This window comes from Glycomyces mayteni (assembly GCF_042428885.1).
Lineage (GTDB): Bacteria > Actinomycetota > Actinomycetes > Mycobacteriales > Micromonosporaceae > Glycomyces > Glycomyces mayteni.
Window position 1 is genome coordinate 259158 of record NZ_JBHMBP010000004.1, and the last position, 25604, is coordinate 284761.

General features: G+C 72.7%; 26 protein-coding genes and 1 pseudogene. 8 read left to right on the forward strand and 19 right to left on the reverse strand.

The genetic code is table 11. The features are described 5' to 3' along the window. Nucleotides 1–18: 18 nt before the first annotated feature. Nucleotides 19–969, reverse strand: coding sequence for a helix-turn-helix transcriptional regulator (locus ACFFXY_RS16445; RefSeq protein WP_382352736.1), 951 nt, complete (start codon nucleotides 967–969; stop codon nucleotides 19–21). Nucleotides 970–1031: 62 nt separating this feature from the next. On the opposite strand from ACFFXY_RS16445, the gene ACFFXY_RS16450 reads away from it, so the two are divergent. Further along, a complete protein-coding gene (locus ACFFXY_RS16450) occupies nucleotides 1032–3260 on the forward strand; it encodes an ATP-binding cassette domain-containing protein (RefSeq protein WP_382352739.1) in 2229 nt (742 codons plus the stop codon). A 24-nt stretch (nucleotides 3261–3284) separates the two neighbouring features. On the opposite strand, the gene msrA is transcribed toward ACFFXY_RS16450, so the two are convergent. Next, nucleotides 3285–3839, reverse strand: a complete 555-nt coding sequence (gene msrA, locus ACFFXY_RS16455) for a peptide-methionine (S)-S-oxide reductase MsrA (RefSeq protein WP_382352742.1) — start codon at nucleotides 3837–3839, stop codon at nucleotides 3285–3287. Between the two features lie 89 nt (nucleotides 3840–3928). Then, complete coding sequence (locus ACFFXY_RS16460) at nucleotides 3929–4306, reverse strand: permease-like cell division protein FtsX (protein ID WP_382355453.1); 378 nt, start codon at nucleotides 4304–4306, stop codon at nucleotides 3929–3931. Nucleotides 4307–4392: 86 nt separating this feature from the next. On the opposite strand from ACFFXY_RS16460, the gene ACFFXY_RS16465 reads away from it, so the two are divergent. Beyond that, a complete protein-coding gene (locus tag ACFFXY_RS16465) occupies nucleotides 4393–6282 on the forward strand; it encodes an alkyl/aryl-sulfatase (RefSeq protein ID WP_382352745.1) in 1890 nt (629 codons plus the stop codon). 141 nt (nucleotides 6283–6423) lie between these two features. On the opposite strand, the gene ACFFXY_RS16470 is transcribed toward ACFFXY_RS16465, so the two are convergent. From ACFFXY_RS16470 to ACFFXY_RS16505, 8 genes are all read right to left on the reverse strand, one after another. Further along, nucleotides 6424–6795 carry a hypothetical protein gene (locus ACFFXY_RS16470; RefSeq protein ID WP_382352748.1) on the reverse strand — a complete coding sequence of 124 codons (372 nt, stop codon included), beginning with the start codon at nucleotides 6793–6795 and terminating at the stop codon, nucleotides 6424–6426. After that, the gene (locus ACFFXY_RS16475) at nucleotides 6782–7381 is read right to left on the reverse strand and encodes a hypothetical protein (RefSeq protein ID WP_382352751.1); all 600 of its coding nucleotides are present in this window, start codon (nucleotides 7379–7381) and stop codon (nucleotides 6782–6784) included. The genes ACFFXY_RS16470 and ACFFXY_RS16475 overlap by 14 nt, the downstream gene beginning before the upstream one ends. A gap of 5 nt (nucleotides 7382–7386) precedes the next feature. Continuing rightward, a complete protein-coding gene (locus ACFFXY_RS16480; protein WP_382352754.1) occupies nucleotides 7387–8175 on the reverse strand; it encodes a hypothetical protein in 789 nt (262 codons plus the stop codon). Between the two features lie 139 nt (nucleotides 8176–8314). Next, nucleotides 8315–8647 carry a YnfA family protein gene (locus tag ACFFXY_RS16485; RefSeq protein ID WP_382352756.1) on the reverse strand — a complete coding sequence of 111 codons (333 nt, stop codon included), beginning with the start codon at nucleotides 8645–8647 and terminating at the stop codon, nucleotides 8315–8317. A gap of 54 nt (nucleotides 8648–8701) precedes the next feature. Beyond that, complete coding sequence (locus tag ACFFXY_RS16490) at nucleotides 8702–9022, reverse strand: hypothetical protein (RefSeq protein ID WP_382352759.1); 321 nt, start codon at nucleotides 9020–9022, stop codon at nucleotides 8702–8704. Between the two features lie 178 nt (nucleotides 9023–9200). Further along, nucleotides 9201–10016 (reverse strand): carbohydrate ABC transporter permease, encoded by an 816-nt coding sequence (locus ACFFXY_RS16495; protein WP_382352762.1) that lies wholly within the window; start codon nucleotides 10014–10016, stop codon nucleotides 9201–9203. Beyond that, nucleotides 10013–10894 carry a carbohydrate ABC transporter permease gene (locus ACFFXY_RS16500; protein WP_382352765.1) on the reverse strand — a complete coding sequence of 294 codons (882 nt, stop codon included), beginning with the start codon at nucleotides 10892–10894 and terminating at the stop codon, nucleotides 10013–10015. The genes ACFFXY_RS16495 and ACFFXY_RS16500 overlap by 4 nt, the downstream gene beginning before the upstream one ends. Then, the gene (locus ACFFXY_RS16505; protein ID WP_382352768.1) at nucleotides 10881–12218 is read right to left on the reverse strand and encodes an ABC transporter substrate-binding protein; all 1338 of its coding nucleotides are present in this window, start codon (nucleotides 12216–12218) and stop codon (nucleotides 10881–10883) included. The genes ACFFXY_RS16500 and ACFFXY_RS16505 overlap by 14 nt, the downstream gene beginning before the upstream one ends. A 153-nt stretch (nucleotides 12219–12371) precedes the next feature. Between ACFFXY_RS16505 and ACFFXY_RS16510 the strand changes: the two genes are divergently transcribed. Beyond that, entirely contained in the window at nucleotides 12372–12995 is a 624-nt protein-coding gene (locus ACFFXY_RS16510; protein WP_382352771.1) for a TetR/AcrR family transcriptional regulator, read from the forward strand. A 3-nt stretch (nucleotides 12996–12998) separates the two neighbouring features. On the opposite strand, the gene ACFFXY_RS16515 is transcribed toward ACFFXY_RS16510, so the two are convergent. Beyond that, nucleotides 12999–13778 carry an alpha/beta hydrolase gene (locus ACFFXY_RS16515; RefSeq protein ID WP_382352774.1) on the reverse strand — a complete coding sequence of 260 codons (780 nt, stop codon included), beginning with the start codon at nucleotides 13776–13778 and terminating at the stop codon, nucleotides 12999–13001. A gap of 146 nt (nucleotides 13779–13924) precedes the next feature. On the opposite strand from ACFFXY_RS16515, the gene ACFFXY_RS16520 reads away from it, so the two are divergent. Together ACFFXY_RS16520 and ACFFXY_RS16525 are read left to right on the forward strand one after the other, a co-directional pair. Further along, nucleotides 13925–14089 carry a hypothetical protein gene (locus ACFFXY_RS16520; protein WP_382352777.1) on the forward strand — a complete coding sequence of 55 codons (165 nt, stop codon included), beginning with the start codon at nucleotides 13925–13927 and terminating at the stop codon, nucleotides 14087–14089. Beyond that, nucleotides 14089–15258 (forward strand): YeiH family protein, encoded by a 1170-nt coding sequence (locus ACFFXY_RS16525; RefSeq protein WP_382352780.1) that lies wholly within the window; start codon nucleotides 14089–14091, stop codon nucleotides 15256–15258. Before ACFFXY_RS16520 ends, ACFFXY_RS16525 begins: the two co-directional genes overlap by 1 nt. Nucleotides 15259–15319: 61 nt before the next feature. Here the strand turns inward: ACFFXY_RS16525 and ACFFXY_RS16530 are convergent, their stop codons facing one another. Both ACFFXY_RS16530 and ACFFXY_RS16535 read right to left on the reverse strand, forming a co-directional pair. After that, nucleotides 15320–16213 (reverse strand): arginase family protein, encoded by an 894-nt coding sequence (locus tag ACFFXY_RS16530; RefSeq protein WP_382355456.1) that lies wholly within the window; start codon nucleotides 16211–16213, stop codon nucleotides 15320–15322. Nucleotides 16214–16243: 30 nt separating this feature from the next. Beyond that, nucleotides 16244–16687: pseudogene (locus ACFFXY_RS16535) on the reverse strand (MBL fold metallo-hydrolase); the annotation flags it as partial. Between the two features lie 166 nt (nucleotides 16688–16853). On the opposite strand from ACFFXY_RS16535, the gene ACFFXY_RS16540 reads away from it, so the two are divergent. Next, the gene (locus tag ACFFXY_RS16540) at nucleotides 16854–18236 is read left to right on the forward strand and encodes an alpha/beta hydrolase-fold protein (RefSeq protein ID WP_382352783.1); all 1383 of its coding nucleotides are present in this window, start codon (nucleotides 16854–16856) and stop codon (nucleotides 18234–18236) included. Between the two features lie 46 nt (nucleotides 18237–18282). Here ACFFXY_RS16540 and ACFFXY_RS16545 read toward each other — a convergent pair whose 3' ends face one another. The 5 genes from ACFFXY_RS16545 to ACFFXY_RS16565 are packed head-to-tail and all read right to left on the reverse strand — an operon-like array spanning nucleotide 18283 to nucleotide 22825. Beyond that, nucleotides 18283–18738 carry a MaoC family dehydratase gene (locus tag ACFFXY_RS16545; protein ID WP_382352786.1) on the reverse strand — a complete coding sequence of 152 codons (456 nt, stop codon included), beginning with the start codon at nucleotides 18736–18738 and terminating at the stop codon, nucleotides 18283–18285. Beyond that, nucleotides 18735–20201 (reverse strand): acyl-CoA synthetase, encoded by a 1467-nt coding sequence (locus ACFFXY_RS16550; RefSeq protein WP_382352789.1) that lies wholly within the window; start codon nucleotides 20199–20201, stop codon nucleotides 18735–18737. Before ACFFXY_RS16550 ends, ACFFXY_RS16545 begins: the two co-directional genes overlap by 4 nt. Nucleotides 20202–20205: 4 nt before the next feature. Continuing rightward, nucleotides 20206–21054, reverse strand: a complete 849-nt coding sequence (locus ACFFXY_RS16555) for an amidohydrolase family protein (protein ID WP_382355459.1) — start codon at nucleotides 21052–21054, stop codon at nucleotides 20206–20208. A 26-nt stretch (nucleotides 21055–21080) separates the two neighbouring features. Then, the gene (locus tag ACFFXY_RS16560) at nucleotides 21081–21989 is read right to left on the reverse strand and encodes an SDR family NAD(P)-dependent oxidoreductase (protein WP_382352792.1); all 909 of its coding nucleotides are present in this window, start codon (nucleotides 21987–21989) and stop codon (nucleotides 21081–21083) included. Beyond that, nucleotides 21989–22825, reverse strand: coding sequence for a PaaX family transcriptional regulator (locus tag ACFFXY_RS16565; RefSeq protein WP_382352794.1), 837 nt, complete (start codon nucleotides 22823–22825; stop codon nucleotides 21989–21991). The genes ACFFXY_RS16560 and ACFFXY_RS16565 overlap by 1 nt, the downstream gene beginning before the upstream one ends. A 111-nt stretch (nucleotides 22826–22936) precedes the next feature. Here ACFFXY_RS16565 and ACFFXY_RS16570 point away from each other — a divergent pair, with 111 nt between their 5' ends. Both ACFFXY_RS16570 and ACFFXY_RS16575 read left to right on the forward strand, forming a co-directional pair. After that, complete coding sequence (locus ACFFXY_RS16570; protein WP_382352797.1) at nucleotides 22937–24226, forward strand: MFS transporter; 1290 nt, start codon at nucleotides 22937–22939, stop codon at nucleotides 24224–24226. A 17-nt stretch (nucleotides 24227–24243) separates the two neighbouring features. Beyond that, nucleotides 24244–25539 (forward strand): extracellular catalytic domain type 1 short-chain-length polyhydroxyalkanoate depolymerase, encoded by a 1296-nt coding sequence (locus ACFFXY_RS16575; protein ID WP_382352800.1) that lies wholly within the window; start codon nucleotides 24244–24246, stop codon nucleotides 25537–25539. Nucleotides 25540–25604 lie beyond the last annotated feature (65 nt).

Consider the following 25604-nt stretch of genomic DNA (forward strand, 5'->3'; position numbering starts at 1 on the left):
CGGCCGCACGGACCGCACTCACCGGGCCGCGGCGCGCAGCCGGGCCGCGAACGCCCGGTACCCCTCCAGGAACGACGGCGGCGCCTCGATCGTGAAGGCCGCGTTCAGGGACGCCACCGCCGCGAGCGGCCACTCCCACGACTCCTGGTGCAGCACCACGCGGGTGCGGCCGTCCTCCAGCGCCGTCAGCTCCGCCGTGTCGTGCCGGAACGCCTCGGCGACCGGCCCGGCCGGGGCGTCGATCGTGAACGCGACGACTTCGCGGTTCCGCCTGATCCCCGCCACCAGGAAGTCCAGCGCCGGGGGCGCCTCCCGCTCCCCGAACGCCGTCGTGGACAGGCGCAGCGCGTCGATCCGGTCGGTGCGGAAGACCCGCCAGTCGCCCTTGTCGAGGTCCCACGCGAGCAGGTACCAGCGCTGGAGGTGGTGGAGCTGCCGGTGCGGCTCGACCCGCCGCGAGGACGCCGACCCGTTCGCCCGCCGGTACTCGAACGACACGAGCTGCCGGTGCGCGATCGCGTCCGCCAGCTCCCCCAGGTACCCCGCGCTCGTGCTCGGGGCCGAGACGTCACCGGTGTCCAGGCTCGCGCGCAGCCGCGCGATCCGGTGCCGCAGCCGCTTCGGCATGTACTGCTCGACCTTCCCGAACGCGCGCGTCGCCGCCTCGTCCACCGACCCCGCCGCCGCGCTCCCGGTCGAGGCCAGCGCCGCGAGCCCGAGGAGCACCGCCACGGCCTCGTCGTCCTCCAGCATCAGCGGCGGCATCGCGGCCCCGGCGACGAGCCGGTAGTGGCCGCCCGGTCCCGGGCGCGTCTCGACCGGGTAGCCGTACTCGCGGAGCCGGTCCACGTCGCGCCGCACCGTGCGCGGGCTGACCCCGGTCCGCGCCGAGAGCTGGCCGCCGGAGAACGAGCGGCCGGTCTGGAGGGTCGACAGGAGCGAGAGCATGCGGCGCGTGACATCGGGCATGCCCCCAGTCTGCAACGAATCGCGGCCATAATATGGCCGCATCTGCGCATAGCGTCGGGGGCATGAACGAGCGAATGATCCGCATCCGCGGCGCCAGGTCCAACAACCTCGACTCGGTCGACCTCGACCTGCCGCGCGGGACCCTCACCGTGTTCGCGGGCGTCTCCGGCTCGGGGAAGTCCTCCCTCGTGTTCGACACGATCGCGGCCGAGGCCGGGCACCAGGTCAACGAGACGTACCCGCCGTTCCTGCGCAACCGGCTCCCGAAGTGGACCCGGCCGGAGGCCGACGAGCTCGCGGGCCTGTCGCCGGTCGTCGTCATCGACCAGCGCCGCCTCGGGGGCAACGCCCGCTCCACGGTCGGCACGGTCACCGACGCCTGGACGTACCTGCGGCTCCTGTACTCCCGCATCGGCACGCCGCACCTGGGCGAGTCGAACCGGTTCTCCTTCAACGACCCCGCGGGGATGTGCCCGGCCTGCTCGGGCCTGGGCGAGGCCGTCGAGCTCGACACCGGCCGGTTCCTCGACGCGGGCCGCACGCTCGCCGACGGCGCGATCCTCCTGCCCGGCTTCGTGGACGGCGGGTACTGGCACTCCAAGTACACGGCGGTGGAGGCGTTCCCCGCCGACGTGCCGCTGCGCGAGTGGAGCGAGGACGAGCGGCTCGCGCTGCTGCGCACCGAGGAGTACGCGGCCCGCATCGGGCGGCCCCCGGCCGGGTACGAGGGGCTCGCCGACTGGTTCGAGCGCATCTACCTGCGCACCGCCGACGACATCTCCGCCCACAAGCAGAAGGCCATCGACACGTTCACGCGCTCGGGCACGTGCCCCGAGTGCGGCGGCGAGCGCCTGAACGCCGAGGCCCGTGCCGTGCGCGTCGGCGGGCGCACCATCGGCGAACTCGCGCTCATGGAGGTCGCCGAGCTCGCCGACCTCATTGCGGCCGTGGAGGACCGGACCGTCGCGCCGGTGGTCGCCGCGCTCGAAGAGCGCCTGCGCGCGATGGACGCGATCGGCCTCGGCTACCTCCACCTCGGCCGCGCGACCACCAGCCTCTCGGGTGGGGAGTCGCAGCGCATCAAGACCGTCAAGCACCTGGGCTCCAGTCTCATCGAGCTGCTGTACATCTTCGACGAGCCCACCGTCGGGCTCCACCCGCACGACGTCGAGGCCATGACCGGGCTCCTGCGACGCCTGCGCGACAAGGGCAACACGGTCCTCGTCGTCGAGCACGACCCCGCCGTCATGGCCGTCGCCGACCAGATCGTGGAGATCGGCCCCGACGCGGGCGCGGGCGGCGGCCGCGTGGTCTTCCAGGGCCCTTACGCCGACCTCCTGCGCGCCGACACGCCCACCGCGAAGGCCCTCGCCTCCCGCGCGCCGGTCCCCCGCGAGCCGCGCCGGGCGACCGGCGCGGTGACCGTGGCGCACGCCCGGCGCAACAACCTGCGGGACCTCACCGTGGACGTCCCCACCGGGGTGCTCACCGTCCTCACCGGCGTCGCCGGGTCCGGGAAGTCGAGCCTCGCCGCCGAGCTCGTGGACCGGCACGGCGCGATCACGGTCGACCAGCGGCCCGTCGGCGCCAACCGCCGCTCCACGCCGATCACCTACACCGGGATCGCCGCCCCGATCCGCAAGCTGTTCGCCAAGGCCAGCGGCCTGCCCGCCAAGTACTTCAGCGCCAACTCCGAGGGCGCCTGCCCCGACTGCAAGGGGCTCGGCGTCGTCCACACCGACCTCGCGTTCATGGACGGCCAGGAGACCGTGTGCGAGACCTGCGGGGGACGGCGCTTCACCGGGGAGGCGCTGCGCCACCGGGTGGACGGGCTCACGATCGCCGACGTCGACGACCTCACCATCACCGACGCCCTCGACCGCCTCGCCGACCCGGCGATCCGCAAGGGCCTGCGCGACCTCGACCGCGTCGGCCTCGGCTACCTGCGCCTGGGCCAGCCGCTCACCACGCTCTCGGGGGGCGAGTGCCAGCGCGTCAAGATCGCGCGGGAGCTGCGCGAGGCCGCCGACCCGTCCCTCTATGTGCTGGACGAGCCGACCACCGGCCTCCACCTCCGCGACATCGAGAACCTCCTGGAGGTGCTCGACCGGTTGGTCGACCGCGGCCACACGGTCGTCGTCATCGAGCACCACCTCGACGTGATCCGCCAGGCCGACCACCTCATCGACCTCGGCCCCGGCGCGGGCCGCCACGGCGGGCGCCTCCTCTACGAAGGCCCGGTCGCGGGCCTCCGGGGCACCCCGACCGCGACGGCCCTCGGCCACGACTGACCGGCTCCGCCGCTCCGCGGCCGGTCAGTCGCCGGTCGCGGTGCGGGCGGGCAGGACCCAGCCCGGGCGCGGGAAGTGGCAGGTGTACCCGTTCGGGTAGTTGAGCAGGTAGTCCTGGTGCTCGGGCTCGGCCTCCCAGAACGGCCCGGCCGCCTCGATCGTCGTGACGGCCTTCCCCGGCCACAGGCCCGACGCGTCCACGTCCGCGATCGTGTCCCGCGCGACCCGCTCCTGCTCGGGGCTGAGCGGGAAGATCGCCGACCGGTAGCTGGTGCCCCGGTCGTTGCCCTGGCGGTTCAGCGTCGTCGGGTCGTGGATCTGGAAGAAGAACGCCAGCACGTCCCGGTACGTGGTCTTCGCCGGGTCGAAGACGATCTCGACGGCCTCGGCGTGCCCGGGGTGGTTCCGGTACGTCGCGTGCTCGTTCGTCCCGCCCGTGTACCCGACCCTCGTCCCGAGCACCCCCGGCTGCCGCCGGATCAGGTCCTCCATCCCCCAGAAACAACCCCCGGCCAGCACGGCCGTCTCCGTCCCCGCCTCACGGGTGACGCTTCCAGTGTCGGTGATACCGCTGGTCATGACCGCTCCTCCACGCTCCTGCTCCATCGCCCCAATAGGCGCTCCCCAACCACAACAACCCCCACCCCGTTTTTGGTCCCGCCCCGGCCTCAGAGGTCGTAGCCGAAGCCGGCGCACACCTGCTGCACCTCGTAGACGACCGATTCGGTGTCGCCTTCGGCCGGGCTGATGCCCTTGTCCTCGAACTCGATGCAGGCGGGCACCCAGTAGCGGTAGAGCTCCATGAGGTCGCTGGCCTCGTAGACGCCTTCGGCGTCCTGGAACTCCGCCGCGAACTCCGCGGATCTGTCGCCGTCGGTGAGTCTGATGCGGAAGGCGGACGGGAGCACGTCGGGGTCCACGGAGTCCACGAGGTCGGGCTGGTCCTCGAAGGTGTCCTGGAAGCGTTCCAGGGCTTCCGCCTGGGACTCGAACTGGACCTCCTCGACCAGCGGGTGCGCTTGGAGCGTCGATTCGAGCTCGTCCAGGACGTCGTCTTCCGGGTGCCCCGCCGAGGCCGGACCCTTGACCGATTCCGGTGTGCGGGCCGTGGGCCGGTGCGACGATGATCGGCATGACCGAGCCTAAGCCCGCCTCCGAGTCCATCGCCGCGCAGCAGCGCGAGGCCCTCGCGGCCGGGCCCTTCGAGGACACCGCCGACTTCGACGACGCCGCCCGCGGCCTGATCGCGCGGCGCGAACCGAACGCGGTGACGGCCGAGGACGGGCGGGTGGTGTGGGACAACGACACCTACGCGTTCCTCGAAGGCGACGCGCCCGACACGGTCAACCCGAGCCTGTGGCGACAGTCCCGGCTCAACGCCACGGCCGGCCTGTTCGAAGTGGTCGAAGGGGTCTACCAGGTCCGCGGCATGGACCTGTCGAACGTCTCGTTCATCGAGGGCGACGAGGGCGTCGTCGTCATCGACCCGCTCCTGACCGCCGAGACCGCCGCGGCCGCGCACGCGCTCTACCGCGAGCACCGCGGCGACCGGCCCGTCAAGGCCGTGGTCTACACCCACTCCCACGCCGACCACTTCGGCGGCGTCAAGGGCGTCGTCACCCAGGAGGACGTCGACTCCGGGGCCGTGAAGGTCTTCGCCCCCGAGGGGTTCGTGGAGCACGCGGTCGCCGAGAACGTCTACGCGGGCACCGCGATGAGCCGCCGCGCCGGGTACATGTACGGGGCCGCGCTCGCCCGCGGCCCGCGGGGCGCCGTCGGCGCGGGGCTGGGCCAGACGACCTCGACCGGGACGGTCACGCTCATCGCGCCGACCGACGAGATCACCGCCACCGGCCAGGAGGCCGTCGTGGACGGCGTCCGCATGGTCTTCCAGATGGCGCCCGACACCGAGGCGCCCTCCGAGATGCTGATCTACCTCCCCGACTTCAAGGCGCTGTGCGCGGCCGAGGACGCGACCCACACCTTCCACAACCTCCTGACGCTGCGCGGCGCGGTCGTGCGCGACCCGCACGGCTGGTCGAAGTACCTGACCGAGACCATCGACCTGTTCGGCGCCGACCTGGAGGTCGTCTTCGCCTCCCACCACTGGCCGACCTGGGGCAACGAGCGCGCCGTCGCGTTCCTCGCCTCCCAGAGGGACCTGTACGCCTACGTCCACGACCAGACCCTGCGCCTGCTCAACCAGGGCCTGACCGGGCCCGAGATCGCCGAGGAGCTGGTGCTGCCGCCCGCGCTGGAGCGCACCTGGTCCTCGCACGGCTACTACGGCTCCTTGAGCCACAACGTGAAGGCGATCTACCAGCGCTACCTCGGCTGGTTCGACGGCAACCCCGCGAACCTGTGGCAGCACACGCCCGTGGAGCGGGCCACGCGCTACGTCGATCTCGCGGGCGGGGCCGAGAGCGCCGTGGACGCCGCGCAGGTCGCGTTCGCGGCGGGCGACTACCGGTGGGCCGCCGAGGTCCTCAACCACGTGGTGTTCGCCGAGCCGGGCCACGCCGACGCCCGCGCCCTGCTCGCCGACACGTACGAGCAGCTCGGGTACGGGGCGGAGAACGGCACCTGGCGCAACTTCTTCCTCTCGGGGGCGACCGAGCTGCGCGAGGGGAACTTCGGCACCCCGACGGCCACGGCCTCGCACGACATGCTCGGCCAGCTCACGCCCGACCTGCTCTTCGACGCGCTCGCCATCCAGGTGAACGGCCCGAAGGCGTGGGACGAGCACTTGACGATCGACGTGGCGCTGACCGACACCGGCGACCGGTACCGGCTGCGCCTGTCCAACGGCGTCCTCACCTACACCGCGGCCGCGCAGCCCGGCGACGCCGACGCCACCGTCAGCGCCCCGGCGAAGGCCCTCCCGTCGGTCGTCCTCGGCGGCCTCGGCGCGGACAACCTCGCGGCCCAGGGCGTCGAGATCACCGGCGACGCCGGAGTCCTGCAACGCCTCGCCGCCGTCCTCGACCCCGGCGACCCCGACTTCGACATCGTCACGCCCTGACCGGCGAACCCGTCAGAGCCCGATGCCGTAACGGAGGCGGAAGGCGCGAACGCGCTGCCGGTGAACGCCGTCATGGCGGCTCTCGCCGCGTGCGCGGCCCGAACCCCGGTGCGGCGGAGGGCCGTCGGCCCTCCGCCGTACTCAGGCGGTGGTCCCGGGGAGGTTGACACCGCAGTTCTCTTCGATGAACTCGCCGACGAGGCGGACCTGGTCCTCGTCGATCATGCTGCGGTCACCGTGCTCGTTGGCGTGCAGGATGCCCTCGAACTCGTCGGCCAGCTCGTCGGGCGCGGTCGCGGCGAGGGTGGCGAGCGCTTCGGCCTTCGCGCCAGGCTCCTCCATGCCGATCGCGCCGACCTCCATGGCGGCGGCCTGCTCGCAGAACGCCTCCCGCTCGGGCCAGTCGTCCGGCGGCCGGTTCGCGAGCACGAGGCCGAACACCGCGGCCGCGCCCGCCAGCACCGCCGCCGCCCCCGCCAGCGCCAGGCGGGCCCTCGCCTTAGAAGAGCGCATTGATCGCGTCGAGGTCGTGCGAGTCGAATCGCGGCCGGCTCGCGAGGACCGTGCTCCTCATGCACGAGTTGTTGTCCGTGTCGTTCGCCGCGCTCCGATGGGCGAGCCCGGTGGTGTGGCCGAGCTCGTGGCAGCCCAGGCTCTGCCATCTCGCCCAGCTGAAGGACGCCGCGTACGACAGGTTGTAGCGGACCCGGTAGACGTTGCAGTCGCCGTCCCACCACCACTCGTCCTCCTGGCAGTTGGCGTACCCCGCCATGCCCGCCCACGCGCCGGTCCTGCCGTAGTAGGCGTCGTACACGTGGACGTCGATCTCGGGGCCGTCGGCATAGGTCGCGTTCATCACGGACCGGTCGATCTGGGTGATCCCGTGCGTGGTCGCCTGGCTCGCGTACCCGGTGAGGCTGATGTTCTTGACGTAGTGCGTGGCGTTGTCGGGCGGCCCGCCGGCGAAGTCGCCGCTGTGCGAGGCCTGCACCGGAGCGGCGGAGGCGGCCACGAGGGCGAACACGGCGGCGGCGACCGCCGCCAGCACACGGATGGAACGGGATCGCAAGGGCGGCTTCACTTTCGGGGTGGCGGTCATGGTCGTCATTCCTCCCAGCACAGCGGCGCCGAGTTCTCGTCGGCGGGATCGGTCGGCACGCACACCGAGACGAGTTCGGCGATCGCCTCGCCGGACTCCGCGGCCTCGGCGGCGGACTGGATCGCGGTCGTGAAGGAGGCCGACGTGCCGTCGGCGAGATCGGCGGCCGCCCAGGGGCCCTCCTCCTGCCAGTGGCCGGGGATGGAGACCTCCAGGCTGGGGGCGATCAGCACCCGGCCGGTCTCGTGGATGTAGGTGTACAGCTCGTCCTCGCGAAGCGCCGGAGGCGGTCCGGCGAGGTAGAAGTAGCCGCTCTGGCCGACCTCAGTCCACGGCATGCCCTCGCGGGTGTAGCCGATGCCGTTCTCCCAGAAGCCCTCCGCGACGACGACGGTCTCCGGCGCCTCGATGCCGAACCGGTCGAAGACGACCTGGTCGACCTCGACGACCACCTCCCGGCCGGTCACCGTCGTCTCGGACCCGTCGTCGAGCGCCACCGTGTCCCCGGGGCGGGCCTCGACGGCGGTCCCGTGGACCACGAGGGCGGAGCTGGCGGTCATGGTGCCGAGGTCGTCGAAGGTCCGCACGTCGGCGGCGTGGTAGACCGATTCGGGCTGGTCGGGGAAGGGATCGGGGTCCGCTTCCGCTTGCGGCCGCAGCGCCCAGCCGGCGGCGCCCGCCACGATGAGCGCGGCGGCGCCTCCCGCGATGAAGGCGAGCAGGCGGGGGCGTCTGCTTCGGGGCAGAGGGGTGCGGGGCGGTTTCACGTCCGCCGGGGGGTCGTTGTCCGACATGGGGCCAGGCCTTCCGATGGTGCCGAGGGGGATCGGGAACGAGTCCGATGAGGACCACTCAAGCAGGGTTCGGGCCCGGACGCGAGGCGGTGACGGGGCGGGATGGCGGCAGGATCTCGACCGCGGCGGGGCGGGACGGTCACCCGCGGGGCGCGTACATGATGACCGCGACGCCGACGAGGCAGATGGCGGCGCCGATGACGTCCCACCGGTCGGGGCGGAACCCGTCGACGGCCATGCCCCAGGCGAGGGACCCGGCCACGAAGATCCCGCCGTAGGCGGCGAGGATGCGCCCGAAGTTCGGGTCGGGCTGGAAGGCGGCGACGAACCCGTACGCGCCCAGTGCGATCACCCCGGCGGCGATCCACAGGACGCCCTTGTGCTCGCGCAGGCCCTGCCAGATGAGCCACGCGCCGCCGATCTCGGCGAGCGCGGCGAGCAGGAACAGGCTGATCGAACGGGCGGTGTCCATGCGCGCGAACCTATCAGGAACGCGGGCACTGACCCGGGATCGCCGCCGCGGCCGTCAGAGGCGTCCCTCGTAGTACACGTGCCAGGCGGTGCCCATCGCGTTGCCCTGCAGGCACCAGGTGTCGGTGATGCCGTCGAACGTCCAGAGCCAGTCGGCCACCTCCAGGCACTTCGTGGAGGTCCTGTAGGTGGAGAAGTAGGTGCCCCGGGCCGCCGCGTAGTCGCCGGAGGCGGTCGCGACCGTCTCGGCCCGGGCGGGGGCCGGGGCCGCCGCGGCGGTCCCGGCGACGGCGGAGCCCGCCATGGTCGCGGCCACCGCGAGCCCGGCGAGCACCGCCGAGGTCCTTCGCGCGTTCATCTTGAGGGAGCTGGTCATGGACATCGCGTTCCTTCCGCTGCAATGGCTTGCGCCGATCCAAGGGGCGGCGCCCGGCCGGCCGACGGGGAGGCTCGGCCGGCACGGGCCGCCACTGTGATCAGTCTCGCCGCGGAAGTCGCGCCGTACCAGGCGGAACGGCGGCGGCTCAGCGGCAGGGACCGGTCCGGTCCCGCGGCTACTTGACGGCTCCGGCGAGCAGCGCGGTGACGAACCTGCGCTGGAGGAGCAGGAAGAGGACCACGGTCGGGAGCATGATCGTGACCGCCCCCGCGCACAGCAGGACGACGTCGGTGCGGTGCTCGCCCTGGAACGCGCCCAGCGCCCCGGCCATCGTGCGCAGGCCGGGGTCGTCGACGAGCACCGAAGCGACCAGGAACTGGTTCCAGGTGCTGATGAACTGGAGCAGCGCGAGGGTGCTGATCGCCGGGAGCGCCAGCGGCAGGTGCACGTGCAGGAACAGCCGGGTCGTCCCCGCCCCGTCCATGCGCGCCGCCTCGCTGATCGCCGAGGGCACCCCGCGGAAGTGCGCGGACATCCAGAACACCCCGAACGGCGCGAGCAGCCCGATCATCGGCAGGATGATCGCCCACCTGGTGTTGAGCGTGCCCATCGCCTCCGCCTGGTAGTACAGCGGGACGATCGCCGACTCGAACGGGACCGCCAGACCGGCGAGGAACAGCGACGAGATCAGGACCCGGCCGGGGGTGCGCAGGTGCCCCAGCGCGAACCCCGCCATGGTGCACACGAGCACCCCGACCGGGACGACGGCGAGCACGATGAGCGTGCTCGACCACAGCAGCGGCCCGATGTTCCCGACCCTCCAGGCGTCGAGGTAGTTGCCCCACTGCGGCGACTCGGGCCAGGAGATCCCCGCGGGCATGGTCCCCTGCGGGTGCAGCGAGGTGAAGAGGACGCCGACGAAGGGCACGATCGAGATCGCCATCATCGCGGCGAGGATCAGGCGCTCGCGGAGGCGGGGGCCGGGGTTCACGGGTGCGCCCTTCGGTTGAGGATCTGCATGGGGACGACGACGGCGAGGACCAGTGCCAGCAGCACGATCGCGAGCGCGGAGCTGAGGCCGACCTCTCCGGTCGTGAACGCGAGGCGGATGATCTGCACCCCGGGCACCATGGTCGAGAAGCCCGGTCCCCCGCCGGTGGACACGTAGACGATGTCGAAGGAGGACAGGGCCGCGATCGTGGTGATGGTCGCCGCCACGCCGATCTCGTTGCGCAGGCCCGGGAGGGTGATGTGCCGGAACTCCTGCGCCGCGTTCGCGCCGTCGAGCCGCGCGGCCTCGTACAGGGCCGGGTCGATCTTCCCCGCGCCGACCATCAGCAGCACGAAGCAGAACCCGGTCGAGACCCAGCTGCCGATGAGCCCGACCGCCGCCAGCGCCGTGCCGAAGTCGGCGAGCCAGGGCCGCGCGAGCCCGGAGAGGCCGACGCCGCGCAGAACCTGGTTGACCGCGCCCTGGTCGGAGTACATCCACGTCCAGATGATCGCCGCGCCGACCAGCGGGATGATCTGCGGCAGGAACAGGACGGTGCGGGCCGCGCCGACGAACGCGCCGGTGCGCAGCCGTCCCATCGCCGCGACCGCCAGCAGCGAGATCGACACGGGGATGACGGTGAAGAACAGGATGAGGATCAGCGCGTGCACGACGGAGTCGCGCAGCGTCGGGTCGGTGAGGACGGTGAGGTAGTTCCGCAGCCCGACCCAGGTGGCCTCGCCGATGCCGTTCCAGTCGTACAGCGAGTACCTGGCGGTCTGGGTCAGCGGGTAGAGCACGAAGATCGCGTAGAAGGCCAGCGCGGGCAGGACCCAGAGCAGGCCCGCGCGGTCCCGGTTGTCGTCACGCACGTTCACGCTCGACGTCCTCCTGGAGCCGCGACAGGAAGGTCGCCGGATCGCTCTGGCCGTCGATGAGCAGGTCGATCTGGGGTTGCAGGGTGCCCGTGAGCATCCCGGCGCTGGCGTTGGCGAGGAAGTCCACGAACCGGTCGGCCTCCGAGACCGCGGTGAACGCCGCGGCGGCGTCCGCCAGCGTCCCGTCCTCGTCGAGCGCGGGTGCGGGCTCGACCGGCCCGCCGGGGAGCAGCCCGGCGGTCGCGACCAGCAGGTCGCGGGCCTCCGGATCGGTCGAGGCCCAGTGCAGGAAGGCCGCCGCGACGTCGGGGTGCTGGGCGTTCGCGGGGATCACGAAGCCGTTGGGCGCCGACGTCGCGGTCGGGGCGCTGTCGGGCGCCGTCCCGGGGACGACCGTGAAGCGCACCTCGATGCCGGTGGCCGCCTGGTCGACCGCGGCGGCCATCCACGACCCCTGGATGTAGAACAGGCCCTGACCGGCGGTGAAGGCCGACAGCGCGGCCGTGTCGTCGACGGCCAGGACGTCGGGCGCCAGGAACCCGCGGTCGCGCCAGTCCAGGAGGGCGGCGGCGGCCGCCTCGGTCTCGGGGCCTTCGATGCTCGCTCCGGACCTGCCGAGGACCCAGTCCGACACCTGCTCGGCCGCGGTCGCCTGCATGAGGTTCTGGAGTATGTACGACAGGCCCGCCTGGCTGGAGACGAGCGGCGTCAGGCCCGCGTCCTTGGCCGCTGCCATGGCCTCGGCCATCGCTTCGAGGGACTCGGGCAGGGCGAGCCCGAGTCCGTCGAGGGCGGTCGTGTTCGTGTAGAGGCCGACGAGCGCGAAGCCGATCCCCAGGCCGTACAGGTCGCCGTCGCCGCGGGTGTGCCCGTCGGGGGCGATCCGCCACTGGTTCAGCTGGGTCTCGGGGAAGTCGTTCCACCCGTAGGCGTCGGCGTACGGCTGCAACGGGAGGAGCAGGCCGTCGGCGACCGCGTCGCCGGGAGAGGGGAAGCGGAGCAGGTCGGGGGCGTCCTGGGAGGAGAGGTAGCGCGGGCCGTTCTGCTGGAGCGCGGCGAAGTCCTCGGTGACGACCTCGACGGTGATCTGCGGGTGGGCGTGTTCGAAGGCGCCGCCCAGCGCCTCCCAGAGCGGGGCCTGGTCGGCGTTGGCGCGCATCGTCAGCGTGGTCGGTTCGGCGGGCAGCTCGGTGCCGATGGAGCGGGGCGCGGTGGTGGCCGGGCCGGAGCCCGGTGCGCCGCAGGCGGACAGCGCGCTCGCTGCGGGGAGTGCGAGGAGCGCTCCGAGCGCGGTTCGGCGGGGGATGGTCGGCGACGTTGCCATGGGATCGAATCCTTCCATCCTGACTCCTCAGTCAGGATACTCGGCTCGATCCTACTGACTATTCAGTTAGTATTCAAGGATGAGCATCTCCGTTCCGCCTCGCAGGCGCCCCGCACCGACGCCGACCAGCGCGAAGACCGCACGGAGCCCGCGGTGACGGGCGGGCGTCCCGGGCAGGGGGCGGCGGCGCGGGGCCACGCGCGGCGCGAGCGCATCCTCAAGGCGGCCACGTACTTCATCGCGCGGCACGGCGCGCGCGGCACGTCGCTCGCGCAGATCGCGAAGCAGGCCGGGGTGTCGCAGCCGGGCCTCATCTACCACTACAACACCAAGGAGCTGCTGCTCCACGCCGTCCTGGACCGGCGCGACGAGAGCGAGCAGTACTTCACCTGGGGCGGGGAGGACCGCCCCGGGCTCGCGGTCTTCACGGCGGTGGTCGAGGCCGTGGGGCGGTGGCCGGAGGACTCCGACACGGTCGGGATGCACACGGTCCTCGTGGCCGAGAACGCGAGCGAGGACAACGCGATCAGCGAACGCCTCCGCGCCGCTTACGAAGCGGGGGTGGAGAAGGTCGCGCTGGCGCTCGCGCGCGCCCAGGAGGACGGGGTGCTGCGCGGGGACGTCGACCCCCGGCTCAAGGCGATGGAGATCCTGGCCTTCGTCAACGGCCTGGAGACCGCCTGGCTCGCGAACCGCTCGATGCCGGCGCAGGAGATCGCCGCCCAGTGGGCGCGGGACCAGGTGCGCACCTTGGGGATCGGTCCCGGGGGCGACTGAGGGTCACGCCCCGGCGGGCCCTCGCTGGGCGGCGGGGAGCCACGCGAGGAACGACTGGAGCTGGGCGTCCCAGTAGTCCCACGTGTGCGCGCCGGGGCCGAGGTCCACCGCCGGGTCGAGCCCCAGTTCCCTTGCGGACGCGATGAACCGCTCGTTCTCGGCCAGCAGCGGATCGTCGGTGCCGCAGGTGACGCGCAGCGGCGGCAGTGTGTCCTTGGACGAGGACTCCAGCAGCCAGAGCAGGTCGTGCTCGGTGCCGGTGACGTCCCGGCCGTCGAAGACGGTGTCCCAGAGCCGGGCGTCGAGGGCGCCCGCGGCGCGCGGATCGACGGTCCGCTGGGCCAGGCCCAGCGCCCCCGAGAAGCTCGCCGCCGCCCCGAACCGCTCGGGCTCGCGCAGCGCCCACTTCATCGCCCCGTACCCGCCCATCGACAGCCCCGCCGCGAACGTGTCCCCTCGCTCGGCGCTGACCCGGAAGGTGCGCGAGACGATCGCGGGGACCTCGGCGGTCACGTGCGTCCAGTGGTCGATGCCGTGGGCCTCGTCGGTGTAGTACGAGCGGTGGGCCTGCGGCATGACCACCAGCAGCGGCAGCGCGCACGCCTGGAGGTGCCGCTCCAGCGCCGTCTTCCGCGTCCACATCGTCGCGTCGTCGCTCAGCCCGTGCAGCAGGTACAGCACCGGGTAGCCCCCGGGCGGGGGCGGCGCGTCGGGCACGCAGGCGGTCAGGGACGTGCTCAGTTCGAGCACCTCCGAACGGTAGTCGTAACGGATCATCGCCATGTCGCACACCGCTCCCTAAACTGACTGAATAGTCAGTAGGTTACTGGAGGCGCCCGCCGGGGGTCCGATGAGCCCGGGGTATTGACGGCCATCGGTAAATGCACTATTCCTATAGGAGAGATCTGCTTTGAGAAAGGAAGTGCCCCATGAGCAGTGAGTCCCCCTCCGGCGATGCCCCCGCCACCGCAGCGCCCGACCCCGACGAACCCCGCCCGCGCGCGTTCAACGAGGACTGGGCCGCGGTCGTCGTCGGCCTCGCCCTCCTCGCCCTCGTCCTGATCGGCGCCATCCCCGAAGGAGTGATCCCGTAATGGCCACCGAGAACGCCGACGCCCAGGCCGCCCCGGAACCCGCCGCGCCCGCGACCTCCGAGACGGCCGCCCTCACCGACACCTCCCCCGCCGCCCGCGCCCCCTGGGGCTTCATCGCCCTCGGCGTGCTCATCGTGCTCGTCCTGGGCGCGGCCACCCGCTTCCTCGAACAGAACGTGCCCGAATGGGCCGCCGACACCGCCTTCGCCGAGGTCGCCGCCGCCGTCGAATACCCCGTCTACGCGATCGTCCTCGGCCTCCTCGGCGGCCTCGCCATCACCCTGACCGGCCTGCGCGACAAGGTCGCCGATGGCTTCCGCACCGAGTTCTTCATCAAGACCGGCCTCGTGCTCCTCGGCGCCTCCATCAACCTGTCCGTCATCGCCCGCGCCGCGGGGCCCGCGATCGCCCAGGCGCTCATCGTGGTCCCCACCGTCTTCCTGTTCACGTGGTGGCTGGCCGGACGCCTCGGCCTCGACGAGAAGCTGCGGGCGCTCCTGTCCTCGGCCGTCTCGATCTGCGGCGTCTCCGCCGCCATCACCGCCGCGGGCGCCGTGCGCGCCCGCCGCGAGCAGCTCGCCTACACCGCGAGCCTCGTCATCCTCTTCGCCCTGCCCTCGATCTTCCTGCTGCCGTGGCTCGCCGACGTCCTCAACCTGTCCACTCCGGTGGCGGGCGCCTGGATCGGCGGCAACATCGACACCACCGCCGCGGTCGCCGCCGCGGGCGCGCTCGTCGGCGAGGAGGCCCTCCAGATCGCCGCCGTCGTCAAGAGCACCCAGAACGTGCTCATGGGACTCGTGGCCGTCGCCCTCACCGCGTACTTCACGTACAGAGTCGAGCGCACCCCCGGCTCGGCCCGCCCCGGCCTCGGCGCACTGTGGACGCGCTTCCCGAAGTTCGTCCTCGGTTTCATCCTCGCGTCCGTCGTCGCCACGATCTACCTCAACCAGGTCGGCGACGCCGGAGCCGACACCATCGGCGTGGTCAACGACCTGCGCACCTGGTTCCTCATCCTCGCCTTCGTCTCCATCGGCCTCGAATTCCGACTCACGCGCCTGCGCGAGGCCGGATGGAAGCCGATCGCCGTCTTCGGCGGCGCCGCCGTGTTCAACCTGGCGCTGGCGCTGCTCCTCGCGTCGCTTCTGTTCCGCGGCTTCGCAGTCTGATCCCTCGGCGGGCCGGTCGCTCTCAGATCCGGCCCGCCGCGGTCCGCGCAGGGCGTCGGGCTCAGCCGGTGAAGACCGCGACGAGCGTGTCGGCGAGCTCGGCGGCGAGGCGGCCGTCCGGGTCCAGGTCGGGGTCGAAGACCGTGATCTCGAAGCCGACGCAGCGTTCGGAGGCCACGAGCGGGGTCAGCAGCTCCCGGAGTTCCCCGTGGCTCAGGCCGCCGGGGTTCGGGGAGTCGACGGCGGGCATGACCGCCTCGTCGAGGACGTCGGCGTCGACGTGCACCCAGAAGCCGTCCACGCCGGCCCGGTCGAACCGTTCGAGGGCCGCGGCGGCCGTGGCGGCCGGGCCGTCCTCCCGCAGGCGGGCCAGCGGGCGCACCAGTGCGCCGAGGGCGTCGAGCTCCTCGGTGTACTCGTCGTCGTCGCGGATGCCGAGCACCGCCGCGTCCTCGACCCCGATGTAGGGCCGCAGGCCGTCGATGTCGGTGGCGAGCGCCTGGCCGCGTCCGGTGACGAGCGCAAGGTCCTCCCCCGCGGCCGCGCCGACGCCCGGGGAGTTCTCGGGGTGGCGGAAGTCGGAGTGCCCGTCGAGGAACGCGACGCCGTACCGGCCGCGGCGGCGCAGCGCCAGGGCCGCGCCCAGAAGGATCGAGCAGTCGCCGCCGAGGACGACCGGGAAGCGCCCGCCTTCAAAAAGAGCGCCGAGCCGATCGGCGAGGACCCGGGTGTAGGCGGCGATCCCGTCGGCGTTGAACAGCCCGTCCCCGAGCACCCACTCGCCCCGGTCGTACCGCGGCGGCGTGGCGTACCCGGCGTCCTCGCCCCCGATCCGGTCGAGAATGCCCTGGTCCCGCAGCGCCCCGGCGAGCTTGTAACAACCGGGAACGACCCCGGGCGCGGGCGGGCGCAGCCCTAGGTTCGACGGGGCATCGAGCACGGCGATCTGGCGCAACATCCCCGGACCATACCCCGCCCACCACGGTCACCGACTCCAGCCGTGCTCGCCTCGTTCATGCCGTTCGGCGAGGAGGGCGACCCGCTCGGCGGCGATGTCGGAGGTCCACTCCCAGCCGGGCTTGGCACTCGGGCCGACACGCGGGTCGGTCGGCACCCGGCCCTGGCTCAACGCGAGCATGTAGGCCCGGTCCATCTCGATCCGCGCCCGCATCGCGCCAGCGTCGCCGACCGACCCGTGCCCCGGGACGACCGTGTCGACGCGGTCGGCCACCGCCTCCAGCAGGCCCAGACCGACGAGGTACTCCCCGATCGGGTCGTTCGTGTCGTTCAGCTCGTCGAGGCCCGGCACCAGGACATCGGAGAGCATGTCGCCCGCCACGAGGACCCCGCGGTCGGCGATGAGCAGCGCCGCATGGCCCGGGGCATGCGCCGGGTGCTCGATGATCTGCACCTCCGGCCCCTCCCAAGGGAACCAAAACTCATCGCCGTGCCGCGGGCATGGGTCCGCTACTCATTGAAGACCTGGTACGCACGGCCCCTTGACATTGCTTTATCGATATACAAGCCTGGTATCGACGTTCGATCGCCCGCCCCTCCCGGCCGGTCGAGAAGCCGTGCGACAGAGGAGGAAGTCGATGAACGACAACGGCGATCCATGGGTGTCCGAGGTCCCCGACAGCCCGGTCGAGGGCGTGTACCGCTTCACCGTGCCCGCCGGGGCCGCGGCCGAGGCGACCGGGGTCGAGGACGGCCAGGTCATCGTCCAGGGGCGCTTCGGCCCCGGCGGGGCCTGGACCGAGCTCAACGCCGACGGCGACGGCGAGCGCGTCGCCACGATCGGCCCGCTCCGCCCCGGCCGGTACCGCTACCGGTACGCGGTGCGCCCGGCCCCCGACGCGGAGGCCGTCGCCTTCCGCGATCCCGAGGCCAAGGGCCTCAGCGCACTGTCCGTGCCCGGCCCGGACCCGGTCGACTACGGGGACGAGGAGCGCCTCCCCGTCGCGACCGCAATCGCCGCACCGGGCGCGCCCACCCCGTGGGTCGGCCCGGACGGCACCGTCACCTTCGAGGCGGGCTCCGAGTTCGCCGCCTCCTCGCGCGTCGCCCTCTGGGGCAACTTCGGCCCCGCCGGAAGCTGGCCGCGGACTCCGATGGCGCGGCAGGACGACGGCTCCTGGCGCCTGTCGCTGCCGCTCGAAGGCGGCTCGTACTACTACAAGTTCGAGGTCGACGGCGTCGACTACAAGGACGAGCGAAACCCGGCCGCAGTGCGCTCGGAGCCGACGTGGAGCACGTTCACCGTCCCTGGCGACACCCTCCTGGGCCGCTTCACCGCCCCGGCCCCCGCGGCCGGGCGCGGCGAGGTCGGCGTCATGGAGTACGCCAGCACCGCAGGCGAAGCGGAGCGCTCGGCGTACGTGTGGACGCCCCCGGGCTACGACGCCGACCGCGCCGAGCCCTACCCGGTGCTCTACCTCCAGCACGGCGGCGGCCAGACGTGGGCCGACTGGATCGAGGTCGGCCGCGCCGACCGCATCCTCGACCGCCACCTGCGGGAAGGCGCAATCGCGCCCATGGTCGTGGTCATGGCGGACGGCAACGACGTGGACTTCCCGGCCGAGATCACCGCGCGCATCGTCCCGACCGCCGAGAAGCGGTACAACGTGAGCGCCGATCCGCGGCGGCGGGCGCTGGCGGGGCTGTCGATGGGCTCGGGCCAGACGCTCGCCACCCTGTGGGCGCATCCGGGCGAGTTCGCTTACATCGGCGCGATGTCGGCGTTCGGCGACCCTCCTGAAGGGACGGACGTCGCAGCTGTCAACGCCGGGACCGCGCTGCTGCGGGTGTACTCCGGCGACCGCCAGGACTTCACCTACGAGCCGACGCTCGACCTCATCGCGGCCATGGAGCGCAGCGGCGTCGAGCACGAGTTCGCGCCGATCATCCCCGGCCCGCACTGCTGGGACGTCTGGCAGCGGTCCCTGATCGACCTCCTGCCGCGCCTGTTCAGGGCCTAGCGGCGCGGCCGTCCGGGGCGGCGGGAGCCGCCCCGGACGGCCGGGCTCACTCGTAGTAGCGGTAGACGGCCTGCGCCGCGCAGGCCGGCTTCGCGCCGTGCTCGATCTCCACGGTGAAGTCGAGGACGAGCTGTGCGCCGCCCGGGACCTCCTCGGCCGCGGCGACGGCGGCGTGGAGGCGCACCCGTTCGCCCACCTTGACCGGGGCGGGGAAGCGGACGCGGTTGAGGCCGTAGTTGACGCTCGCGGTGACGCCGCCGATGTCCAAGAGCTCGTTGAACATCGGGATGACCAGCGACAGGGTGAGGTACCCGTGGGCGATGGCCGCGCCGAACGGGCCGTCGGCGGCCCTCACCGGATCGGTGTGGATCCACTGGTGGTCGTCGGTGGCGTCGGCGAAGCCGTTCACGCGCTCCTGGGTGATCTCGCGCCAGGCCGTGCGGCCCAGGTCGGCGCCGCCCAGGGCGGCGATCTCCGCGACGCCGGCGACTCGTCGGCTCATCGGTGCTCCTCTCGCAGTGCTCTCCGGATGATCTTGCCCGTCGGGGACCTCGGCAGCTCGGCGGTGAAGACCACCGACTTCGGGATCTTGTACCCGGCGAGCCTGCCCCGCAGGAACGCGAGGAGCTCGGGGGCCTCGACCGGCCCGGCCGCGACGACGACCGCGCGGCCCACCTCGCCCCAGGTCGGGTCGGGGACGCCGATCACCGCGCAGTCGGCGACGGCGGGGTGGGCGCCCAGCGCGGCCTCGACCTCGGCGGGAGAGACGTTCTCGCCGCCCGAGATGAACACGTCCTTGGCGCGGTCCAGGATGGACACGAAGCCGTCGGCGTCGGCCGAGGCGATGTCGCCGGTGCGGAACCAGCCGTCGGCGAACGCGGCGGCGGTGTCCTCGGGGCGCCGCCAGTACTCGCGCATCACGTTGGGGCCGTGGATGACCACCTCGCCGCGCGCACCGGGCGCGACGGGGCGCGCGTCGGCGTCGACGATGCCGACGTCGGTGAAGAAGTGCGGGACGCCCGCGGTCCCGGCCTTGCGGGCGCTGTCCTCGCCGGTCAGGAACAGCACGCCGGGCGAGGCCTCGGTCATGCCGTAGCCCTGGCTGAAGACCACGCCGCGCTCCAGGTAGGCCGCGATCGTCGCGGGAGGCACGGGCGCGCCGCCGCAGCTGACGCGGCGCAGGCTCGACAGGTCGGCGCCGGCCCAGGCCGCCGAGCGCGCGATGGCCGCGAACATGACGGGCACGCCGAACATGTAGGTGACGCGCAGGGACCGGACGAGCTTGAGGGTGCGCTCGGGGTCGAAGGACGGCTCCAGGACCACGGTGCCGCCCTTGAGGAGCGTGGGCAGGCAGGTCATGTTCAGGCCCGCGGTGTGGAACAGCGGGGCCGTGCACAGCGTGGTCTCGTCGGAGGCGAGGTCGATGTCCACGAGGACGTTGAACGCGTTCCAGGTGAGGTTGCCGTGGGTGAGCAGCGCGCCCTTGGGGCGGCCGGTGGTGCCGGAGGTGTACATGATGATGCAGGGGTCGTCGAGTCCCACGGCCTCGTCGATCGGATCGCTTGGGGCGCTGGCGATCAGGTCCTCGTACTCGGGCCCGACGGCGACCGCGCGCGGCACCGGCGGGGCGGGCAGCCCGGGGTCGCGGACCAGGACCGCGGCGCCGGAGTCGTCGAGGCAGTGCCGCAGCTCGGGCTCGGCCAGGCGGGTGTTGAGCGGGACGAAGACCGCGCCGAGCACGCCGCTGGCGAACAGCGTCTCCAGGAACGCGTGGTGGTTCGGCCCCAGGTAGGCGACGCGGTCGCCGCGGCGCACGCCGAGGCCGCGCAGCGCGTGCGCGAGGCGGTGGACGCGCTCGTGCAGCTCGGCGTAGGTGAAGCGCCCGCCGGGGTCCAGGACGGCGGTCTTGTGCGGGGTCTTGCGGGCGCGGCGCGCCGTCCAGGACCCGATGCCGAAGTCGCGCAAGGGATCACCCCTCCGCGGGTTTGAGGCCGAGGAGCCGGGCGGCGTTCTCCTTGAGGATGAGCGGCCGCACCTCGTCCTTGAGGTCGAGCCCGGCGAAGTCGGCGAGCCACCGGTCCGGGGTGAGCAGCGGGTAGTCGGACCCGAAGAGCACCTTGTGCTTCAGGAGCGAGTCGGCGTAGCGGACGAGGACGGGCGGGAAGTACTTCGGCGACCAGCCCGACAGGTCGATGTAGACGGACGGCTTGTGGACGGCCACGGCGAGGGCCTCCTCCTGCCACGGGAACGACGGGTGGGCGAGCACGATCGTCAGGTCCGGGAAGTCGGCGGCGACGCCGTCGACGAGCATCGGGTTCGAGTGCCGCAGCCGGATGCCCCCGCCGCCGGGGACGCCCGCGCCGATCCCGGTCTGCCCGGTGTGGAAGACCACCGGCAGGCCGAGTTCCTGGATCGCCTCGTACAGCGGGTAGGCCATGCGGTCGTCGGGGTCGAACGCCTGGAGGCTGGGGTGGAACTTGAAGCCGCGGACGCCGTGCTCGGCGGCGAGGCGCCGGGCCGCCTTGACCGCGGCGGCGCCGCGCCACGGGTCCACGCTGCCGAAGGGGATCAGGGTGTCGGCGTTGCGGTTGCAGGCCTCGGCGACCTCCTCGCTCGGGACGGGCCTGCGCCCGGTGGCGTGCTCGGCGTCCACGGTGAAGACCACCGCGGCCATGCGCCGCTCGCGGTAGTGGGCGGCGATCTCGTCCACAGTGGGATGGCGGCGGCCCTGCGTGCCGAAGTGGGCCGAGGACGCGTGCAGCAGCTCGTCCGGGAGGGACGTGTGGCCGTCGGCGGCGATCTCGGCGTGGACGTGCATGTCGATGGCGACGAGGTCGTCGGGGTTCACGGCCGCTCCTCGGGAGCAGGGACGCCGACGGACTCGCCGCGCGGGGCGAAGACGGCGGGCCACACGTCGGCGATGCCCTCGGCGGTCCAGCCGCCGCCGTCGACGGCCGCGACGGTCTCCTGCGGGTGCGACCACAGCGAGAGCCGGTCGCCGCCGAGCCCGATCGCCTGGCCGGTGATCTCGGCGGCGAGCTCGGACATGAGGAACACCGGGAGCGGCGCGACGTCCTCGGGGACGCCGAACCCGGCCCCGGCCCGCAGCCAGGAGGGCAGCGGACGGCCCTCCCGCTCCCATGCGTCCACATAGGGTGCAAACACGGGGATCGTGCGGGTCATCGCGGTGGCGGCCACGGGGATCACGGCGTTGACGGCGATGCGGTCGCGCGCGCACTCCATGGCCCAGGTGCGGACCATGCCGACGATCGCGGCCTTCGCGGCCGAGTAGTTGGTCTGGCCGACGTTGCCGCGCTGCCCGGCCGGGGAGCCGACGACGACGATCCGGCCGCCCTCCCCCTGCGCACGCATCCGCTGCACGGCCGCGCGGACGCAGGTGAACGTGCCGCGCAGGTGGACGCCGATCACGGTGTCGAAGTCCTCGTCGGACATCTTCCACAGGATCCGGTCGCGCAGGACGCCCGCATTCGCGACGAGCCCGTCGAGGCGCCCGAACGCCTCGACCGCGCGGTCCGCGAGCATCTCCGCGGTCGCGGTGGGGCCCACCGCGCCGGGGGCCGCGACCGCCTCGCCGCCCGCCGCGACGGCTTCGGCCGCAACGGCTTCGGCGGCCTCCGCGTCGGCGTCGTTGACGACGACCGAGGCGCCCGCCGCGGCGAGGGCCAGCGCGTACGCCCGGCCCAGTCCCCTGCCGGCGCCGGTGACGACGACGCTCCTGCCGTTCAGGTCCATCAGCGGTCTCCTTCGTCGTCGGTCTCGGGGACGGTGTCGAGGACTTCGAACGCGATCGCGCGCGCCCTCGGTTCGAGTTCGGCGTGCAGGGTGCGGAAGCGCCGCTGGGCGGCCTGCGCGGGCCAGTCGGGGGGCAGGTGGCGGGCGGGCAGGCGCGGGTCGGCGCGGAGGACCTGGAGCCATTCGGCGGTGAGGAGGAGCTGGAGGGCGAGGGCGTCGGTGGTCCCGGCGCCGGGCGGCTCGGGGGTCCAGCGGTCGAGGAAGCGGTGGTAGACCTTCGCGAGCCCTTCGAGGTCCCAGGCGCCGTCGACCAGGTCGTCGACGTCGGTGGGGGCGACGGCGCGGGCCTCGAAGACCTTGACGTGGCGCGCGGCCTCGATGCCGTCGAGGACGGCGTCGATGTCCACTGGGGACGGCGCGATCCAGAGGCCGCCCTGGAGGGAGCCGAACCCGGCCCACAGGAGGCGCGAGCGCAGCAGGTGTCGCTGGCGGCGCTGGGATTCGGGGACGGTGAAGCCGAGGAGGGTCCAGGAGCCGTCCCAGCGGTCGTTGACGACGCCGTCGCGCCAGATGCGGATCTCGCCGTCGTCGAGGATCTGGCGGGCGCGGGCGGTGAGGCCGAGGTAGACCTTGCGGCCGCGCCGGTGCCGTCGCAGGAGGCCGTGGTCGCCCATGCGGGCGAGGGCCGACCGGGCCGCGGGCTCGGCGACGCCGGCGCGGGCGAGGACGTCGATGACGCTGCCGGTCGCGACGCGGACGCCGCGGCCGAGGACGTGGCCTCCGAAGAACGGGAGCAGGAGCGCCTGGGGGCGGGTCTCGCCGTTGTCACTCAACATGAATTCATTCTAGTCAATATATTGACTATCGTCACGTATCTGCATACGTTTATTTGGGAGCGGACCGGACTCCCTGCCGGACCGCCACCGTCAGCCCACCGGAGGCGCCCCATGTCCCGGACCGAACCGGCGTCGAGCACCCCGCTCCGCCGCGCCGTCTTCTCCAGCTACCTCGGCAGCCTGATCGAGTTCTACGACTTCCTGCTCTACGCCACCGCGGCCGCCCTCGTGTTCAACAAGGTCTTCTTCTCCGACATGGACCCGCTCGTCGGCACCGTCGCCAGCTTCGGCACCCTCTTCGCCGGGTACCTCGCCCGCCCGCTCGGCGGCGTCCTGTTCGGCCACTACGGCGACCGGCTCGGCCGAAAGCGGACGCTCGTCACCACGATGACGATCATGGGCGCCGCGAGCACCCTCATCGGCGTCCTGCCGACCTACGACCAGATCGGGGCCGCCGCGCCGATCCTCCTGGTGGCCTTGCGCATCGTCCAGGGCATCGCCCTCGGCGGCGAGTGGGGCGGCGCGGTCCTGCTCTCGGCCGAGCACGCCACTACGCGGCGCGGCCTCTGGGCCTCGTTCACCAACGCGGGCGCCCCGAGCGGCATGGTCGTCTCCACCGGCGTGCTCGCGCTCGTGGCCGCGGGCACCACCGAGGCCCAGTTCGCGTCCTGGGGCTGGCGCCTCCCGTTCCTGTTCAGCGTCGCCCTGCTCGCGCTCGGACTGTTCGTGCGCCTCAAGGTGACCGAGAGCCCCGTGTTCGACGACGCCGGGGACGCGCCGCCGAAGTGGCCGCTCGTGGAGGTCGTCCGGCGCCACCCGCGGAACCTGCTGCTGTCCATCGGGATCGGCTTCGGCGCGTTCGTCGCCCAGTCGACGCTCACCGTCTTCGTCGTCTCCTACGCGGTCCAGGCCGGGTTCGAGCGCGGCGCGGTCCTGAACGCGCTCGTCATCTCCTCGGTGCTGGCCGTCGCCGGCATCCTCGGCTACTCCGCGCTCTCCGACCGCGTCGGCAGGCGCCCGGTCGTCGCCGCGGGCGCACTCGGCATGGTCGCGGTCGCGTTCGCACTGTTCCCCTTGATCGACACCGGGACCTGGGGGCTGCTGCTCCTCGCGGTCGTCCTCGGCCAGGCCGTCGTCCACCCGCTCATGTACGGGCCGCTCGCCGCGCTCTACAGCGAGCTGTTCGCCACCCGCACCCGCTACACCGGCGCGTCCCTCGGCTACCAGGTCTCCTCGACCGGCGCCGGGGCCGCGCCCCTGGCGTTCGCCGCGCTCCTCGCCGCGGGCGCCGACCCGTGGGTGCTCTCCGCGATCATCGCCGCGTGCTGCCTGTTCACCGTCGCGTGCATCTACGCGGTCGGCGAGACCCACCGCCGCGACCTGACGGGCGCGGGCGGCTGACAAGAAAGGTGTCCACCGTGAAACGAACGAGATCCATCCTCGCCGCGGTCCTCAGCGGACTGCTGCTCATCACCGCCTGGGCGGCGTTCGCGCCCCCGGCCGCCGCCGCATCGCTCCAGGAGGTGACGAACTTCGGCGACAACCCCGGCGGCCTCCGCATGCACGTGTACGTGCCCGACACCCGGCCCGCCAGCCCCGCGATCCTCGTCGCGATGCACGGCTGCGGCAGGTCGGGCACCGGGTTCTACTCGGGGTCCGAGTTCGCCGCGCTGGCCGACCAGTACGGCTTCATCGTCGTCTACCCGACCGCCACGAAGCAGACCGCCATGGGCAACTGCTTCGACGTGTGGTCGGCGGCGTCCAAGACCCGAGGCGGCGGCAGTGACCCGGCATCCGTCGTCTCCATGGTCGAGTACGTCGAGGACCAGTACAACGGCGACCCGAACCGGGTCTTCGTCACCGGCAGCTCCTCCGGCGGCATGGAGACCAACGCGCTCCTCGCGCTCTACCCCGACGTGTTCGCCGCGGGCTCGGTCTACATGGGCGTGCCCTTCACCTGCTTCGCGAACGAGGCGGACTTCCCGCCCCAGACCAGCAAGTGCGTCAACGGCAGCATGGACCGCACCCCGCAGTCGTGGGGCGACTCGGTCCGCCAGGCCTACCCCGGCTACAGCGGGCCGCGCCCGCGCGTGCAGCTGTGGCATGGCAGCCAGGACACCCTCGTCCCCTACCAGCTCCTCCAGGAGGAGGTCGAGCAGTGGACCAACGTGTTCGGGCTGAGCCAGAACCCCACGACCACCGACCGGCCGCAGCCCAGCTGGGAGCGCAAGCGCTTCGCCGACACCGGCGGGACCGTCCGCGTCGAGGCGATCACCGCCGTCGGCGCCGGGCACGCCCTGCCCCAGACCGGCATGGCGCGGCTCGCCATCGAGTTCTTCGGCCTGCACCAGAACGACCCCGGCGGCACGACCCCGCCTGCGACGACTCCCCCTGAGACCACGCCGCCGCCCACGCGCGCCTGCACCGCGACGGTGCGCATCGTCAGCAGCTGGGGCTCGGGCTGGCAGGGCGACGTCGACGTCACCGCCGGCACCGGCGCGCTCAACGGGTGGACCCTGACCTGGACCTGGCCCGCCGGCCAGTCCATCTCCAGCAGCTGGAACGCCCAGGTCACCTCCTCCGGCTCCACCGTCACCGCCCGCGACGTCGGCTGGAACGGCTCCATCGCAGCGGGCCAGACCCGCTCCGCCGCCTGGGGCTTCATCGGATCAGGCACCGCCACCGCACCCGCAGTCACCTGCACGGCAACCTGACCCACACGGCCGCTGGCCCTCCCGAAGCGGCGACCGCGCCGCTCCGGGAGGGCCAACGACTCCCC